Below are 16,894 nucleotides of genomic sequence, written 5' to 3'. Positions count from 1 at the left end.
GGTACTTAGGAGAAAGCTTTGCTGCCAAAGGATTCACCGTCTTCGCCCCTCGTTTATCAGGCCACGGAACGGATGAGTTCGAAATGGAAGCTTGCCATTATCAGGAATGGATTCAAGAGGTTGAAACGGCTTTTGCAGAATTGAAGAAGAGATGCACGAATGTATTCGCTATCGGGCAATCAATGGGAGGTGCTCTTGTCATCGATTTGGCTACAAAGGTGGCTTGTGATGGAATTATCACGATCAATGCAGCTCTCCAAGTTCCGGACTATGAAAAATATCGGAACAAATCCTTCCCGCGCTTCATCCTTGAAGGCAAACCTGACATAAAAGCCGATAATGTTAAAGAGATCGCTTATGACAGGGTTCCAATAAAAGCGGTTAATCAATTACTTACAATCATGGAGCATACCGATGCACAACTCCAAAAGATCATTTGCCCATTCATGCTCTTCCACTCCCCAGAGGATCACGTTGTTCCAGACAGCTGCTCCCATCACATATACGAAACTGTCCTGTCCGATGATAAGGAACTGATTTCCCTTGAAGACTCCTATCACGTGGCATCGCTTGATCATGATAAAGATTACATCATCGAAACATCTTATCGATTCATCCAAAAACACACCAACCAGGCAAAGAGTGTTCCACTGACCTCTTTAACCAAATAAAAGTGTTTACTCTTGAAATGCACGGGTATATATAGGATATAAAGAAAAAAGGAGGTAACATAATGAGCGGATTTTCAGACAAAGTAAAAGGTACCGTAAATAAAGTAAAAGGTGAAACGAAAGACCAAGTCGGGAACGCGAAAAATGATCCTCAATTACAAACAGAAGGTAAAATCGATAAGTTAAAGGGCAATCTTCAAGAAGGTCTTGGCAAATTAAAAAATAATAAATAAAATACACGAGCACCCCGCTCGCAAAACGAAGAGGCGGCAGATTATCTGCCGCCTCTTCGTTCGTTCAATTAGCCTGAATGACAACAACACACATATCATCAGGTTGATCTCGCTGCATTTCCGGCGACATGACAAAATCAAGCGGAGCCGTTTCCTTACATTCCAACCACCTCGTCGAGACGGCTTCTTGTATTTGATCCAGCCCATCCGTCCCTTCGCCATCTATGGCCTCCATCACTCCATCCGTAAAGAGCAGGATTTGGATCCTCTCTTCATAATGAATGATCGATTTTTCCATTTTCATCTCGGTAAAGAAACCTACCGGGCATGTTCCTTTTGAAAGCGAGGCCACTTTACCCTCATCCATCAGTGCAAAGCCCGGCGGATGTCCAGCGTTGACATACTCCACTGTTTTTTGGTCCGTATCAATGATCATATAAATGGCAGTAAAGTAATAATGCACTTGGTTATCTTCTTTATTGAGCGTGTTCATCCAGCGGTTCATTTCACTGATGACCGCCACCGGATCGGAATGGGTCCTGATTGCATCCCTTAGGACGGAAGAAATGAACATACAAACGAGCGAAGAGGATATGCCATGCCCCATCATATCCAATAGGATGATTCCATACCGATTTTCATCTATTCGATGCCAGTAATACATATCCCCCGCTAATTTATTTGCAGGTAAATATGAAGCTTTGATCGTTAAGTTTTCATTAAGAATGGGTTCACTTAACAAACTGCTTTGAACCTGCATGGAGAGATCCAATTCATTTCGAATTTTTTCATCCTGCATCTTGTGCCAATCTTTTTCATATTTAAGCCTTAAGCCAACACGGATCCTTGCAAGCAAATCTATTTTATTGATGGGCTTCATTATATAATCGATTCCACCCACATCAAGTGCCTCGGCCACCTTATTTGAATCTTCAAGTGCGGTCACGAAAATCACGGGAATATCTTTAAGATGAGGGATGCTTTGCAGTCTTCTGCACGCCTCTATCCCATCGATGTCCGGCATCATGATATCGAGTAAAATTATATCAACGGAAGTCTCTTTAGGTTGTGGACTGTCCACCTGTAAATATTCAAACATCTCAACAGCTGAAGTTAATGATAGAAAATCCGTATAGCCAGCCCGCTTTAGAATTTTTTCTATAACGAAAAGGTTAACCTGGTTATCATCTACGATTAAAATCGTCATTCTTTCATTCCCCTTTTGGCTTATATCGAGCGGCAACTTTCATCTTTAATTTATGGATCGATATATTAATAAATCTCCCCTTACAGGGATGCTTCTATGTTTATTATAACGAAGTTAAGACTCATTTAATATTAAAAAGCGATGATGGCAAATCGACTTGCAGACTAACTGACTACATATACCCCGTCTTTTTAAGTCATAAACATAAATACGCAAAGAAAATGAAGAAAATCGCCAAAATCCTAAATAAAAAATAAAGAGTCCGCATCGAGGCGGACTCTTTATTATAATTTCCGGTAAATCCGTTCCTTTGCGTCAAAGTCCTCATAATCTTCCGAAAAGGAGGAAGTATGGAGAGTTTCCTTGCTGCCAACCGCAAGGAAGCCATCTTTGCATAGGCTGTCATAAAACAGCTGATTAACATAGGTTTGCAATTCACTGGTAAAGTAAATCATCACATTCCTGCACATGATGATATGAAACTCATTGAACGAACCATCCGTAACTAAATTATGCTGGAAAAACACGATGTTTTTCAGAAGGTTCGGGTCAAGATAGGCATATTGATAATCGGTTGTGTAATACTCCGAAAACTCTTGGTTACCGCCGGCATGCAAATAGTTTTTCGTATAGGACTGCATTCTATTTAAGGGCAGTATCCCTTTTTCTGCATGTCTAAGGACGTCTTCATTCATATCAGTGGCATAGATCCTCGCCTTATCATAAAGCCCCTCTTCCTTAAGGATGATGGCCATGGAAAAGGCTTCCTCGCCAGTTGAGCAGCCAGCATGCCAAATTCTGATTTCCGGAAGGTTTTTCAGGAGCGGAACGATATTCATCCGAAAAGCTTTAAAGAAATCCGGATCGCGAAACATTTCGGTAACATTTATCGAAAAATCCTTAAGAAGCTTCTCAACATATCCTTTTTCATATAAAACCATTTCAATCATTCCGCTTATTCTCCGAATATGATCAAGTCTCATTCGATTTTCAACTCTTCGTTTTATTGAAGAACGCATGTATTTCCTAAAGTCAAAGCCGGAAACGGAATAAATGGCTTGTAACAGTAAATCGATTTCTATATCTTCTCGCTCTTCAATCGTTAAAGTATCCTTCATGCAAAACCTTCCTTACCTGTACTATCAATCAATTAGTCAGCCATACCCTTAAAACCGATAATAACTGATCTACTTTTAATGGCTTGCTGACATAGTCGGAGGCACCAGCCTTCAGGCATTTTTCCCTATCGCCTTTCATTGCTTTAGCCGTTAACGCTATGATTGGAAGGTTTTCGAACTGATTCTGTTCTCTAATCCTAGTCATCGTCTCGTAACCGTCCATGCCCGGCATCATGATATCCATCAATATTACATCTATATTATTTCCCTTTTCAAGAATATCCAGACACTCATAGCCGTTTTCAGCTGTCAGGATTTCCATCCCTTCATGCTTAAGGGCATTTTTGAGCGCAAATATATTTCGGTGGTCATCATCGACGACCAGGACGGTTTTATTGCAGAATGGTTTGGAATTATCCTGAATACCTTCCTCCTGCACTTCAACTGCCGGTTCTGCCTGAACGCCAAATGCTACTCTTGGTTCCTCGAATGTCGCTGCCGCCACTTCTGGAGAAGCAGCTATCGCTTCATCAACATTTTTGAAGCCCTCCGGCATGCTTGGAATGAAGAAAGTGAAGGTACTTCCTTTGCCTTCCTCACTATCGACAACGACCCATCCGCCCAGGAGTTTAGCGAACTCTCTGCAAATGGATAGACCTAATCCCGTGCCGCCGTATTTCCTCATTGTAGCTCCGTCACCTTGCTGGAATGCTTCAAAGATGATTTTTTGCTTTTCTTTTGAAATTCCGATGCCTGTATCGGTCACTTTGATTTCGACCCAATTACTGGCTCCCTTAGTTTGTATCCATTGAGCTACATTTTCTTCATCAGCTTTGTTGATCTGGACCTTAACGGAACCTTTTTCCGTAAACTTAAAAGCATTGGACAACAGGTTTTTCAAGATTTGCTGGAAGCGCTGCTCATCCGTAAAGAAGATGTCAGGCACATTTTTATCTTTTTCTATTATAAAATCAATCTTCTTTTTCTTCGCTACGTGATCAAAGTTGCGGTGCAGTAAATCCGGAAGCTCACTCATGTTCATTTCGTCGAATACCACTTCCAGTTTTCCTACTTCCACCTTGGATAAATCCAAAATATCATTGATCAAGGTCAGTAAATCCTGGCCTGATGAGTTAATGACTCGAGCGAATTCCTGCTGTTCCTCATTCAATTTACTATCATTCGGATCGGAAAGCATTTCCGACAGTATCAAAATACTATTAAGAGGCGTCCGCAGCTCATGGGACATATTAGCCATGAACTCGGATTTATATTTAGAACTTAGCTTTAATTCTTCCGCTTGTTTTTCAAGGTTCAATTTCGCGACCTGAAGCTCTTTCGATTTGTCTTCCGTTTCACGATTTCTCTCTTCCAATTGCTCATTGATCATCCGCAGCTCTTCAGCCTGGGTTTGCAGCTCCTCTGATTGGGCTTGCATTTCCTCCGACTGTGATTGCAACTCTTCAGATTGTGCCTGCAATTCTTCCGTTTGTGCCTGTGATTCCTTCAATAGGCGCTCGATTTCCATCCGGCCCTCAACACTATTAATCGTGATACCCAGTGTATCAAGGACCTGATTAAGGAAGTCTTTTTGCAGCTTCGTAAAGGTCTCCAGGCTAGCAAGTTCGACCATTGCCACAACTTCGCCCTCGAAAAGGACTGGTGCAATGACAATGCTTTTCGGGCTGACTTCCCCTAGCCCCGTAGTAACCAGCTGGAAGTCCTCAGGGATATCTTCAATGATTTTGGATTTCTTTTCAAGGGCGCACTGCCCAATCAAGCCCTCTCCCAATCGGAATTCACGTCTTCCCGAGTTTTCTCCATCTCCCGCAAAGCTTGCAAGCTTCACGAAACGCATATCGCGACCCTCACCCCGCTTGACATAAAACGCTCCGATTGAAGCTCCCATCATCGGTGCAAGCCTTGTAATGAACCTATCACCCAGAACCTCGACATCAACGATACGCTGATACATTGTGGCGATATCGGCTACGCGGGTTTGTATCCAGTTCTGTTCACTGATTTTTTCCGTAAAATCTTTTTCTTTGCGATTATAGGCTTCAAGCGATTCCGCCATATCATTGAAGGAACGTGCAATATCGCCAATCTCATCCTTGGTGCGCACCGGTACTCTCGGTACAACCGATAGGTTTTTGAAGTCGATATTTTTGATGACCTTCGTAATGGATTGCAAATCTTTTGACGTGCTGCGCATCATCCAAGCCATCGTTATCGAAATAACCAAAATGCTAAGAATGACCGCAAAGACAATGAAACCGATCATGTCTTCATAAGTTTGTTTCGAATTTTTCAAGGTTTCCTTCATGACACCTTCTTGATAGTCCTTAAAGTCGTCCATCGTTCGGATGACTTTCGTTCGCTTTTCCCTTTGATCGTTCATCAGGCTCGAGACATTATCACCAGTGTTTCCTGACTTTATCTTTTGCAGGATCTCCGCTTCCGTTATCGAATATGATGCATATTGCGTTTCGAACTCTTTCAATAGTTGCTTTGCCTTCACCTTATTTAACGTACCTGACAGCTTGGCAACCTTGGATTCAATCAAACTATGATTGTCATTGATGATTTCAAGGCTTGCGGCTCGTTCTTCCTTGTTTGCATCATTGGCCGCAAACAAAATTTCACGATCCGACCTTGAAAAAAGCTGCCGGATTTCCATTGAGGATTGAACTTTTTCATAGCGATTTTCGACTATTTCAGTCATGCTGCTCTTTAAATTGTTAAGCGTAAACATCATGAAAGAAAGTAATATCGCCAAGAATAGCAAAATTAAACCGAACCCTAACATTTGCTTCTTCTTAAAACCCATTTTCCCGCCCACCTTCAGTACTTATTTATGACCAGCCAGAAATAAACGGCATTGCAAGATAAATCTTCACTATCATTGAAGAAATTTCATTATATGCTTCCCATTTATAAAAATGATATATAGATAGATTCATTGCTCAAGCTCCATTTTAACATCTTTGAAGTGAAAATGGTTATCTGCATAATTATTTTACATAAATTCATTTTCCATATTTACCTCAGATTAATTCCACATTATAAAAGCCGAAAGTGTCCACTTTCGGCTTTTATCGTGAGTCGATTATTGAATTTTTTTCACTTCAACATATAATACATGGTGTCCATCCATTTCTTTAACGGTAAATTCATATCCGGCGTACTCCATTTTATCGCCGACTGCAATTTCGAACCTTCCAGTCAGCACCCATCCGCCAAGTGTATCGATATCCTCCTCCGGTAAATCGATGGCAAGCGTATCATTGACATCCTCAATCAAGGTTTTTGCATCGAAAAGATAATGACCCTCATCCATTTTTTGAATGAGCGGACGTTCGTCCTGGTCAAATTCATCACGAATTTCTCCAACTATTTCTTCAAGTATATCTTCAACTGTAACAAGGCCTGCCGTGCCGCCATATTCATCGGTCAATACAGCCATATGAATCCGTTCCTTCTGCATCTTCAGCAGCAGATCATGAATCGCGATCGTTTCAAGCACGCGAATGACAGGCGTCACAAACGAATCAACCGTCAATGCCGATACATTCTCTTCTGTAATCGTGGCCGTATATAGACGTTTGATATTGACCATGCCCACGACATTATCCTTATCACCATCAATGACGGGATATCTCGTATATTGCTCTTCTTGGATCAGTTCAACAACTTCCAATAACGGCATGCCCTTTTCGATAACGGTCATTTCCGTACGGGGGACCATGATCTCATTCGCTATACGTTCATCGAATTCAAATATTTGATTGACGTATTTGTATTCGGATTGATTGATTTCACCGCTTTTGTAGCTTTCCGATAAAATGATGCGCAGTTCCTCTTCAGAATGAGCCATTTCCGACTCAGAAGCAGGCTTTAATCCGAATATGCCTGTCAGAAGACGGGCAGAACCATTCAGCAACCAGATGAACGGGTATAAAATACGGTAAAAAAGGATTAACGGTTTTGCGAAAAGTAAGGTAACCTCCTCCGCCTTTTGAATCGCTACGGTTTTTGGCGCCAGTTCCCCGACGACTACGTGAAGAAAAGTCACTGAACCAAAAGCGATTACGAAGGATATGATATGACTTACGGATTCTTCAAGCCCCCATTTAGTGAACAATGGTTTTAATATCGCCTCTACGGTCGGTTCACCCAACACCCCTAATCCTAGAGCCGTTACGGTAATCCCCAATTGGCATGCTGACAAATACTCATCGATATGGGTCGTCACTTTCTTGGCGGCCAAGGCGCTTCTATGCCCCTCTTCAATCAGTTGATTGATTCGGGAACTTCTGACTTTGACGATGGCAAATTCCGAGGCAACGAAAAATGCGGTTAATCCTATTAATACAGCTACTGCTAATAATTTTATAAAAATCTCCAATATGTGCGGGCGGACCAAGCAAGGTGCCAATCCTTTAAGACAACTGGACTGGACATGCACGGTGTTATCCCAAGCACCTCCTGTATAAATGGTTAGTTTCATTATTAAATGCATGCACCAAAACCATTTAGCCTATTTCGTTATTATGCACCTTTAAGCGCCAAACTATAGGGGATAAATTTCAATCATACCAGTAACACTAATAATGATTGGATTAAGGCCATGCTTTCATGGGAAATCTGTTTTTTAAGAAGAAGCTCATTTTTTTCATCTTCTTTAAGCAAACTGATCACTTCTTGAAGTTCCTCGTTCAAGCCATCCATTTTATTTTTCAGCTTAAGCCCAGTCTCCTCGATCGCTGATGCAGCTTCCATGTCTTGCTTAAACAATTCTTTTATATCTTCAAGTGAAAGGTTTTTCTGCTTATAACACTCGATCAGGCGAAGCCTTTCCAGTTCACCGAGTGAATAGTAACGGTAATTGGAGGCGGAACGTTCTGCTTTAAGCAAGCCTAGGTTCGTATAATAATCAACGGTTCGTTTAGTGACATTCGCCATTTCCGCCAACTCGCCAATTTTTAATGTCTCGTTCCCAATATGACCCCTCCAAACCGTCGCGTGATGGTTTGGGCATCCTAAACTCGTGCCCTTGCATCCTGACGTTTTATTTTATTCTCTAATCGTACATTATTTAAACTGAAATGAAAAATAATATTGTTGGATAATCCGGATATTATTTTGTTCTATTGATCTTTTACCTTGCAGGAAACAAAAAAACCGATTAATGGATAATCGGTTTTCAACTATATTTATGTTATTCATTTTTTTGTTTTCACAGAAAATTGAGCGTTCAATATTTTAGGACCGCATTGGCATAGGGTGGAATGCTTTAGCTTTTTGATTGGTGTTCCGCAAGTTTCACAAACTTTAGCTACCATTTAACCGTCCCCTCCTCATTCAAACTGGATGTCTCATTCATTATAGCACTTCCATCATTATAATCAATACTAAATTAAAATTATTATAAATAACTACTTCCTTCTGCTTCTTATCAAACTGCTTCAAAATGCGTCAAATATCGAGATGCTAAAGCTTCATATACCCGGTCATGAAGGTGGTTAGTACTGATTTCTTAAACAGCAGGCCTTTTAGATCGTCAACCCGATTATGGGCCTCGCAAAGCTCTTTTTGAAAAAACACCCTCCGAAAATAGATACCGAGAGAACATTCGGCAGCAACTCAATCAGCCGAATGCCGTCGTGTGCCTAGGAGCTTGACTGGACCGTTATCGATTATCTGTTCACCTTGATGGTCGGGATGGCCTCCCTCATAGCCATATTGGTTTTTTTCATCGGCTTCTTCATCCTTTATCCATGCGAGCGATATACCTATAGATCATCCTGAAGTACGTAAGGAATTACTCTTTTTAACCCAATAAGCAGCAAATATGATCAACAAAATCAGAACAGCTTGCGGCATAAGCGTTTCGATCGTTGGATATAGACCTATCGCTTCAATGAACGGGAAGGGGCTGATCACATTCGTCGGTATTACTTGGGAAACTTGAAGCGAATGGATAGAGACTCCGAGTATCTTGAATGCTAAGGCATATATGAGTAGCGTCGCCACTTTAAAGAATATGGTCATCGGTAATTTCACACTATAGCGAAGCATAATGATCCCAATCACCACTAAAATGAGGAAGGCAAGTAAAATCCCGCTTATCAGCTGCTTTATATCCATATAAGGTGCCATTCCTGCATAAAAGATAATCGTCTCCGCACCCTCACGGAATATGGATAGAAAACTTATTAAAGCAAATGAGATGATGCTTCCCGTCGCGATGGCCTCGTTCATTTGCTTGTTTATATATCGGTTCCATGCATGGACATTCGATTTACTATGAAGCCAAATGCCAATCGTCAACATCATCAATACTGCTATTATTCCAGTGATTCCCTCGATATATTCCCGACTAGATGCAGCCGTGATCTGTGAGAATACGATGTTGATGATGACAGCTAATATGGAACTGGCAGCTAAACCCGCTCCAACCCCTGCCCAAATCCATTTCTGCTTGTCCGCTTGCCCGATTTTGTTCAGGAAAGATAATAATGTGGCTACAATCAAGAGCGCTTCCAGTCCTTCTCTTAACAGAATCAGTGCAGCATCCCAAGTTGTATAACTTGTATCATCAATCAAAGGCAGTAATCTTGTGTTTAAATCAGCTACGATCGCCTTTGCTTCCTCCGCCTTTATATTCTTCGATTGCAGGAGGCTGATGGCGGTAGGGACTTTCGTTTCCATATCACTGTAAAGCTTGCTGTCCCTTGTAGAGACCTCCCCTTCGACATTAGGCCAAATCGTTAAAACTTCATTTAAACGATCAACGGCCGAACCAATGTCGTCTTTTTCAATATTCCTTACACTTCCTTGGAGCAGCTGCGTTACATCTGTAAGTGAATAGGTGGTCTTCTTGCTTTCTTTTTCCACTTTGCCAGCGAGGAAATCCTCCATTAGTCCTTTTAATTCAGCTACATTTTTCTTGCCTTTTTCCTGATCGGGAGGATCTTGTGTAATCGCAATCCGCACAAACGCCATTTTCGTTTCAATCTCGCCATATGCAGCCACACTTTTTTCCCTGACCACAACCTCCGCTTCTGTCCACTGATTCAGCAGGTTGGCATATTGGACGTTAGCTTGATCGAAGTCCTTTGCCGCTATCGAAGCGTCCAGCTCATCTATTAAAGGCAGAAGAGATTGTATCCGTTTTTTATAGTCCGTCTTGTCAACGGGGTTTTCGTTCGTGTCATAGGTGACAAGCGCACTTGATAATGCCGAAAGCCGTTTTTTGATTTCAGCCGTTGACGCTTCATCTTTCAAGGCACTTTTTACGGATTGCAGCTCTTTGCTTACTTTCTTCGCACCTTCGCTGTCCGTTTTAATCGTTTCCCAATCTTTCTCGAATGAATCGATGTTTTTCGATACCTGCCCAACTTCGCCGGATTTTACCTTCATTAAACTATCGCCAATATAAACAAAAAGCTGATCGTGATTTTCACCTGCCGAGACCATTCTGACACCAGGCATAATAAATAAAAGACTGATGATCAAAACCACTATCCCGCTCTTCCATTTAAAAACGTTCATTTTCGCCCCTCCTCATTCATGAACTAAAATCGCCAACCCGGATTAAATCCACGCTGGCGATCTTACGTCCCAATTTGAAATTCAATTTATCCAAAAAGGGACTCTCCTATAAATCCACCCTTTTTCACACCTGGTAAACAAGCAAACATCGCACTTCCCCTGTGAACGATATATTCATTGAGCTTATCATTTTTTGCCAGACGCTCCTGTATGGGGATGAATTGTTTACTCGGGTTTCGCTGAAAACAAATGAATAGCAGACCAGCATTGAAGCTGCCTGTTTTGGGATCCATGCCATCTGCATATGAATAAGGACGCCTCAGGATTTTTGCTTTTCCGTCCCCCCTGGATAAGCTCATATGGGAATTTTCCGGGATGATCAGGTTTCCATTTGAATCTTTCGCTTCCAAATCAACACGATCAAACTCATTTTTCTTCCCTATTGGAGCCCCGCTGTCCCGGTGGCGCCCAAATGTGTTTTCTTGTTCCTTCAATATTGTACGGTCCCAAACCTCGATATACATCTGGATTCGGCGCACCACCATATAACTGCCGCCAACAAGCCAGTCAGGTCCGTCCCCTGCCTTTACCCAAACATGCTCATTCATTTCACTGCCATCATTCGTATCCGGATTGCCCGTGCCATCCTTAAAACCGAATAAATTACGCGGTGTCGTCTTTTCCGAATCGGCTTGCTTAGTCCGTTGAAAACCCGTCTGCGCCCAATGAATGATCGTTTTCCCTCTTCCTATCCTCACCAAGTTCCGGACGGCATGAAAAGCGACTTGCAGGTCATCGGCACAAGCTTGAATGCATATGTCCCCACCGCACCATGAATCTTCCAGAGCATCCAAAGGGAACTTGGGCAGATCCTTCAATTCGGCAGGTTTTTTCGATTTCAAGCCAAATCGGTCTTTGCCATCCTTTGAAAACAGAGTCGGCCCGACGCCAAAGGTAATCGTTAAATTGGAGGGTGATAATTCTTTCGCTTCCCCCGTGTCCCTTGGTGGCATATTCGGATTAAGAGATGCTTCTCCTACCAAGTTTCCCGCCGTCATCTGGGCAGCGGCCCCTGTCCAATCCTTGAATAACTGAATTAAGTCAGATCTATTATCAGTGGTGACTTCCAATGAAGCGAAATACAAGTTATCCTGTGTTTCAGTAGTGATTCCCGCCTGGTGCGATCCATAAAAAGGGACAATATCTTTCGTTTGCCCCTTCGCCCTTGTATCGGAGAGCGTCAGCAGCCCGCCAATTCCAGATGCTCCTATGACGACTCCGATTCCACCGACTCCTGCCGTTTTCAACATATTGCGGCGACTCACTTTTTTAGTGAAAAGCCCGGTTTCAGCATTCGGCGTATTTTCCTTCAATTATGATCCCTCCGTTACAATCCCTATTTGCGAAAGTGGTTCAGCCAAGGCATCGATCGCTTGGCTTAACTCTTTAACTTCGGGTTTCTTTAAATCCGTATATGAGATGTATCCATCTCCTTTTTTATGCTTTTCAAGCAGAGCGTATACTTCGTCGAAACGCTGTTGGATTTCCTCAGCAAGCTTTGCATCCTTTTCTTTTAACGCTGGAGTAAGCAATTCAAAAATCTTTTCGGCCCCTTCAACATTGGCAACGAAATCATATAAATCCGTATGAGAATACCTATCCTCTTCGCCTGTAACTTTACTTGTTGAAACTTCATTCAATAGATCGACTGCACCCGTGATCAATAAATCCGGCGTCACCTCAACCGTTTCAACTTTGGCACGAAGCAAATTGACATCGCTCATCAGCTGCTTTGCATACTTTTCATATCCTTTTGTCGTGTTTTCTTGCCATAATCCCATTTCAATGCGGTGGTACCCGCCCCATTCTTCATCCTTGACATCGCCTTTACGTGCATCGATTTTCGGATCTAGGTCACCGAATACTTCAGCAATCGGTTCTGCCCTCTCATAATGCATACGGGCTGGCGCGTACAATTCCTTTGCCTTTTTGGAATCACCGGCTGATACCGCCGCCGTAAATTCTTCCGTAGCTTTTACAAACTCTTCTATTTCATTGATCGCATATTCGCGGTACTCATTCGAAACATCATCCAGCTTACTCACACTTTTTTGTTTGGCTTTGTCATCTGCCGGCTTAGTCCCTTCGTTTTCCTGCGCACATCCGAATAATAGACTGGTGGATAGCAGGACTGCTAATGAAGCCTTTGCTTTCTTCATAATGTATTCTCCCTTTAATATGATTTGTAGATTCATATTAGCAGATAATGAAAATCATTATCAATATAAATTTTTATGGAAAGTGGATATATCAATTATTTATCCTTCACGCTCCTTCATTAATATGTCGATTTCTTTATCCATGATATTTGTGATATCCTCAATAAATTGGATGGCGAATAGCAGCTCTTGCTCGTTATAGGCGGAGCATAAATCATGCGTGGCCACCGATAGTGATTGATAATGCGATTTGATCTGTTCCTGCCTTTCTGTTATCGGTGCAATCATGACCCGCCTTCCATCCTTATGATCCTGTTCTCTTTTTACATAACCGGATTTTTCAAGGCGATTGATTAGCGCAGTAACCGAACCAGTGCTCAATCCTGTTATTTTTGCTAACTCACCTGCAGTTATCGCGCCTGTTTCTTTCAATATTTCTGCAGTCTTCAGGTCCGTATGGGTCACCCCTATCTTTTGGGCCATGTTTTGTTGAAATAAAACGGATCTCATTCCGAACCGCTGCAAGCCATGAGTCAAACTCTCTAATAGAGCTACATTTACCTCTTTACCGCTTGACATAAAATGCCACCCCTTTTAAACTTAAATTTATCTTGATTTTGAAGATAAATGTTTTGTTTAATCTTAACGTTCACCTTTCAACCATGTAAAGCAAATTCATGAACTGGTTGAAACGAAGGAGGAAAATAAATGAACAATCAAAAAAACCAGAAATTCATTGTTGCCGGGCTTTTATTGGGCATCTTGATGTCAGCAATGGATAATACGATCGTTGCGACTGCCATGGGAACGATCGTTTCTGATTTAGGCGGGTTCGATAAGTTTGTCTGGGTCACATCTGCCTATATGGTTGCAACGATGGCAAGCATGCCGATTTTCGGTAAGCTTTCCGATATGTATGGAAGAAAAAGATTTTTTATTTTTGGGCTTATCGTCTTTTTGATCGGATCGGCTTTATGCGGCATGGCCCAAAGCATCGTGCAATTGAGCATCTTCCGTGCGATCCAGGGAATAGGCGGCGGAGCCCTTATGCCCATTGCCTTTACCATCATCTTTGATATTTTCCCGCCAGAGAAGCGCGGGAAATTAACAGGTCTTTTTGGTGCAGTGTTCGGTGCTTCAAGTGTATTGGGCCCGCTTTTAGGTGCGTATATCACTGAATATTCCAGCTGGAATTGGATTTTTTACGTCAACGTTCCAATTGGCATCATATCGTTATTTTTCATCTCGAGATATTACAAGGAGTCGGCAAACACCCAAGAACAAAAAATCGATTGGGGCGGCGCGGCTACGCTCGTCATTGCCGTTGTCAGCTTAATGTTTGCGCTTGAATTGGGCGGGGAGTATGGTTGGTCTTCTGCTCCGATCATTGCTCTGTTTGCTAGCTTTGCCGTGTTCTTCGTATCCTTTTTCTTTTTCGAAAGAAGAGCGAAAGATCCGATCATTTCATTGTGGCTGTTTAAAAGACGACTGTTTGCCACTTCCCAAATTTTAGCGATTCTTTATGGTGGTACATTCATCATTTTAACGGTCTATATCCCGATTTTCGTCCAGGCCGTTTACGGTGGCTCTGCAACCAATGCTGGATTGATTCTCACACCGATGATGCTCGGTTCTGTAGTCGGCAGTGCCATTGGCGGGATATTCAATACAAAAACAAGCTTCCGTAACTTAATGACGATTTCCGTCATCTGCTATTTTGTCGGAATGCTGCTCTTAGGGACGATTACCCCTGAAACTAGCAGGACTTCATTGACGTTGTTCATGATCCTGACAGGCTTTGGCATGGGCTTTTCCTTTTCCCTATTACCCATTGCCTCCATTCATAATCTGGAGCCGAGGTTCCGAGGGTCGGCAAACTCTACAAACTCCTTCCTTCGTTCTTTTGGAATGACGCTAGGTGTCACGATTTATGGAGCGATCCAAAACAATGTATTCACAAGTAAGATGGCGGACGCATTCAAAGGAATGCAAGGCGGACCGGATCCAGGTTTGCTGAAAGATCCACGTCAGCTCTTCCAATCCGATGCACGGGCCGAGATCCCGGACTTCATCTTGGATAAAATCGTTCATGCCATGTCCGATTCCATTTCATTAATATTCACTTTGGCGCTCATCCCGATCGGGCTTGCAGCCATCACTGTATTCTTTATGGGAAAAACGAGAGTGGAAACGACCGCAAAAAAGGAATCATGATAGTAACTAACGAAAAGGCGCTGGATATCCAGCGCTTTTTTGTTGCCCTTAGCGGGTAAAGATTGCCGAAAAAACAATCTGCAACTAAAATATAAGTAACACATATATCGAGGTGAGAAGTTTGAAGATCGTCTGTTTTGGAGACAGTTTAACCAGAGGCATTTCTTATGTTAAAGGCAGGCTGCGGATCATAAAGGAAAATTACCCGAATTCATTAGCCAAGCTGACGGAATCCTTGCCCTACGTCGAGGTTTTGAATAAAGGGGTTTTCAATGACAACTCCGACCTATTGGTATGCCGGATCGAGAAAGATGTCATGTCGGAAAATCCCGATATCGTTTTAATAGAGGTCGGGGGAAATGACTGTAATTTCCATTGGGCTGAAGTAGCAAAAAACCCGGAAGGGAATCACGAGCCGATCGTTCCAGTCGAGCGCTATCTGGAAAATATCACCCAACTTGTCAAACAGGTCCAGGACAAGCATGTCACCCCCTTCCTATTAACACTCCCGCCATTGGATCCTGCCAGGTATTATAGATCTCTAGCTGATAAGTTCGGGCATTCAATCGGGCATTTCGTTTCCCATGTCGGGGGCATCGAGCACTGGCACGGCATGTATAACCGGAAATTGAAGAGCCTTGCTCAAGAATTGAAGGTGCCTTTGATAGATGTCCGTTCTTATATCAAAACCTCCGGAGAGCTGGATCGTCTCATCAGTGATGACGGCATCCACCTCACTTCTGAAGGGTATCGGCAAATGAGCATGGCGATATTCAGTGACTTACAGAAGCATATGGCTGAGCGAGTGCCTTTTCAAGCTTAAGGATTCAGGAATGGCTAACGCTCCTGAGGGGGCTCCTGATCGCCGTAGTGGAAAGTAATGATTCAACTTTAAAAATTAAAAACCGTAGACGGTCTCATATATAATCGAGATCGTCTACGGTCCGAGGCAAAGCATGGCGCTTTGCCTTTTTTACTTTACAGACTTTTCACTTCCACGTTTTCCGGTAGCTTGAAAGGATTGTCAGCATTGATCCGGTCATAAAACATCATTCCGTTCAAGTGATCTAGCTCATGTTGAAACACGATCGCGGCAAAGCCCTTCAGCCGCATCTCAATTTCCTCCCCATTACCATCCACAGCTTTGATTTTCACCCGTTCATATCGCGGTACATAGCCCTTGATATCACGGTCGACAGAAAGGCAGCCTTCACTTTGCGGTAAATAGATCATTGTCGCGGAATGACTGACGATCCTCGGATTCACAAGGGCGTATTCATACTGCTGCCCCTTTTCATCTGGAAAATACATGACGAACATGCGCTTGTTCAAGCCAATCTGATTGGCTGACAATCCAACACCTTCACGCAGGTTATACTTCTTTTGCATTTTTGGATCTTGGCTATTTTTCAAATATTGCATCATGCATTCCAACGTTTCACGATCTTCATCTGAAATCGGCAGGCTAACTTCCTGTGTTACTTGCCGCAGAATCGGATCACCTTCCCTAACGATATCCTTCATCGTGATCATATAATCTTTTATAAATTTACTCATAGAAATTCACACTCTTCTACCATTTTATTTTTTCATGACTTAGACCATTTCACTTTAGCATTTCGCATTTAAAAAGTCTAATGTGCAGGTTGGAGGTCCATAAAAGGCTGGACACCAT

14 protein-coding genes (1 of these 14 running past the window's edge) are annotated in these 16,894 nt (G+C 42.5%); 4 read left to right on the top strand and 10 right to left on the bottom strand.

The window, feature by feature from the left end; all coding sequences use genetic code 11:
- Together ABE28_RS01270 and ABE28_RS01265 are read left to right on the top strand one after the other, a co-directional pair.
- Nucleotides 1-671, top strand: the 3' portion of a protein-coding gene (locus ABE28_RS01270) for an alpha/beta hydrolase (protein WP_064462211.1). 106 nt of this gene lie to the left of the window's left edge; the window shows 671 of its 777 coding nt (coding positions 107-777); its start codon lies off the left edge, out of view; it ends in the stop codon at nt 669-671.
- Nucleotides 672-733: 62 nt separating this feature from the next.
- Nucleotides 734-904 (top strand): CsbD family protein, encoded by a 171-nt coding sequence (locus ABE28_RS01265; RefSeq protein WP_064505141.1) that lies wholly within the window; start codon nt 734-736, stop codon nt 902-904.
- Nucleotides 905-968: 64 nt separating this feature from the next.
- On the opposite strand, the gene ABE28_RS01260 is transcribed toward ABE28_RS01265, so the two are convergent.
- From ABE28_RS01260 to ABE28_RS01220, 9 genes are all read right to left on the bottom strand, one after another.
- Complete coding sequence (locus tag ABE28_RS01260; RefSeq protein WP_064462210.1) at nt 969-2,111, bottom strand: PP2C family protein-serine/threonine phosphatase; 1,143 nt, start codon at nt 2,109-2,111, stop codon at nt 969-971.
- A gap of 284 nt (nt 2,112-2,395) precedes the next feature.
- Nucleotides 2,396-3,229 (bottom strand): CheR family methyltransferase, encoded by an 834-nt coding sequence (locus ABE28_RS01255; RefSeq protein ID WP_064462209.1) that lies wholly within the window; start codon nt 3,227-3,229, stop codon nt 2,396-2,398.
- A gap of 28 nt (nt 3,230-3,257) precedes the next feature.
- Complete coding sequence (locus ABE28_RS01250) at nt 3,258-6,059, bottom strand: response regulator (RefSeq protein WP_064462208.1); 2,802 nt, start codon at nt 6,057-6,059, stop codon at nt 3,258-3,260.
- Between the two features lie 279 nt (nt 6,060-6,338).
- Entirely contained in the window at nt 6,339-7,637 is a 1,299-nt protein-coding gene (locus ABE28_RS01245; protein ID WP_064462218.1) for a hemolysin family protein, read from the bottom strand.
- A gap of 185 nt (nt 7,638-7,822) precedes the next feature.
- On the bottom strand, nt 7,823-8,194 hold the full coding sequence (locus tag ABE28_RS01240) for a MerR family transcriptional regulator (protein WP_064462217.1): 372 nt from the start codon (nt 8,192-8,194) through the stop codon (nt 7,823-7,825).
- 837 nt (nt 8,195-9,031) lie between these two features.
- Nucleotides 9,032-10,786: an FTR1 family iron permease gene (locus tag ABE28_RS01235; protein ID WP_064462207.1), complete on the bottom strand. Its 1,755-nt coding sequence runs from the start codon at nt 10,784-10,786 to the stop codon at nt 9,032-9,034.
- Nucleotides 10,787-10,872: 86 nt separating this feature from the next.
- Nucleotides 10,873-12,159: an iron uptake transporter deferrochelatase/peroxidase subunit gene (efeB, locus tag ABE28_RS01230; protein WP_064462206.1), complete on the bottom strand. Its 1,287-nt coding sequence runs from the start codon at nt 12,157-12,159 to the stop codon at nt 10,873-10,875.
- A complete protein-coding gene (gene efeO, locus ABE28_RS01225) occupies nt 12,160-13,005 on the bottom strand; it encodes an iron uptake system protein EfeO (RefSeq protein ID WP_064462205.1) in 846 nt (281 codons plus the stop codon). It lies immediately after the preceding gene.
- A gap of 99 nt (nt 13,006-13,104) precedes the next feature.
- Nucleotides 13,105-13,584: a MarR family transcriptional regulator gene (locus ABE28_RS01220; RefSeq protein WP_064462204.1), complete on the bottom strand. Its 480-nt coding sequence runs from the start codon at nt 13,582-13,584 to the stop codon at nt 13,105-13,107.
- A gap of 129 nt (nt 13,585-13,713) precedes the next feature.
- On the opposite strand from ABE28_RS01220, the gene ABE28_RS01215 reads away from it, so the two are divergent.
- Entirely contained in the window at nt 13,714-15,219 is a 1,506-nt protein-coding gene (locus ABE28_RS01215) for an MDR family MFS transporter (protein ID WP_064462203.1), read from the top strand.
- 121 nt (nt 15,220-15,340) lie between these two features.
- Nucleotides 15,341-16,042 carry an SGNH/GDSL hydrolase family protein gene (locus ABE28_RS01210; RefSeq protein WP_064462202.1) on the top strand — a complete coding sequence of 234 codons (702 nt, stop codon included), beginning with the start codon at nt 15,341-15,343 and terminating at the stop codon, nt 16,040-16,042.
- A gap of 155 nt (nt 16,043-16,197) precedes the next feature.
- Here the strand turns inward: ABE28_RS01210 and def are convergent, their stop codons facing one another.
- The gene (def, locus tag ABE28_RS01205) at nt 16,198-16,776 is read right to left on the bottom strand and encodes a peptide deformylase (protein WP_064462201.1); all 579 of its coding nucleotides are present in this window, start codon (nt 16,774-16,776) and stop codon (nt 16,198-16,200) included.
- Between the last annotated feature and the right edge of the window lie 118 nt (nt 16,777-16,894).

Origin of the sequence: Peribacillus muralis (assembly GCF_001645685.2) — a bacterium.
Classification (GTDB): domain Bacteria; phylum Bacillota; class Bacilli; order Bacillales; family DSM-1321; genus Peribacillus; species Peribacillus muralis_A.
Note: the sequence above shows the minus strand (reverse complement) of the source record. Positions and strands in the feature narration are given on the sequence as shown.

Bases quoted from the DNA above. Each gene is read 5' to 3' on its own strand.
- def (WP_064462201.1), bottom strand. From the start codon at position 16,776: ATGAGTAAATTTATAAAAGATTATATGATCACGATGAAGGATATCGTT.
- ABE28_RS01240 (WP_064462217.1), bottom strand. From the start codon at position 8,194: ATGGCGAATGTCACTAAACGAACCGTTGATTATTATACGAACCTAGGC.
- ABE28_RS01250 (WP_064462208.1), bottom strand. From the start codon at position 6,059: ATGGGTTTTAAGAAGAAGCAAATGTTAGGGTTCGGTTTAATTTTGCTA.
- ABE28_RS01255 (WP_064462209.1), bottom strand. From the start codon at position 3,229: ATGAAGGATACTTTAACGATTGAAGAGCGAGAAGATATAGAAATCGAT.
- efeO (WP_064462205.1), bottom strand. From the start codon at position 13,005: ATGAAGAAAGCAAAGGCTTCATTAGCAGTCCTGCTATCCACCAGTCTA.
- ABE28_RS01260 (WP_064462210.1), bottom strand. From the start codon at position 2,111: ATGACGATTTTAATCGTAGATGATAACCAGGTTAACCTTTTCGTTATA.
- ABE28_RS01220 (WP_064462204.1), bottom strand. From the start codon at position 13,584: ATGTCAAGCGGTAAAGAGGTAAATGTAGCTCTATTAGAGAGTTTGACT.
- ABE28_RS01265 (WP_064505141.1), top strand. From the start codon at position 734: ATGAGCGGATTTTCAGACAAAGTAAAAGGTACCGTAAATAAAGTAAAA.
- ABE28_RS01215 (WP_064462203.1), top strand. From the start codon at position 13,714: ATGAACAATCAAAAAAACCAGAAATTCATTGTTGCCGGGCTTTTATTG.
- ABE28_RS01235 (WP_064462207.1), bottom strand. From the start codon at position 10,786: ATGAACGTTTTTAAATGGAAGAGCGGGATAGTGGTTTTGATCATCAGT.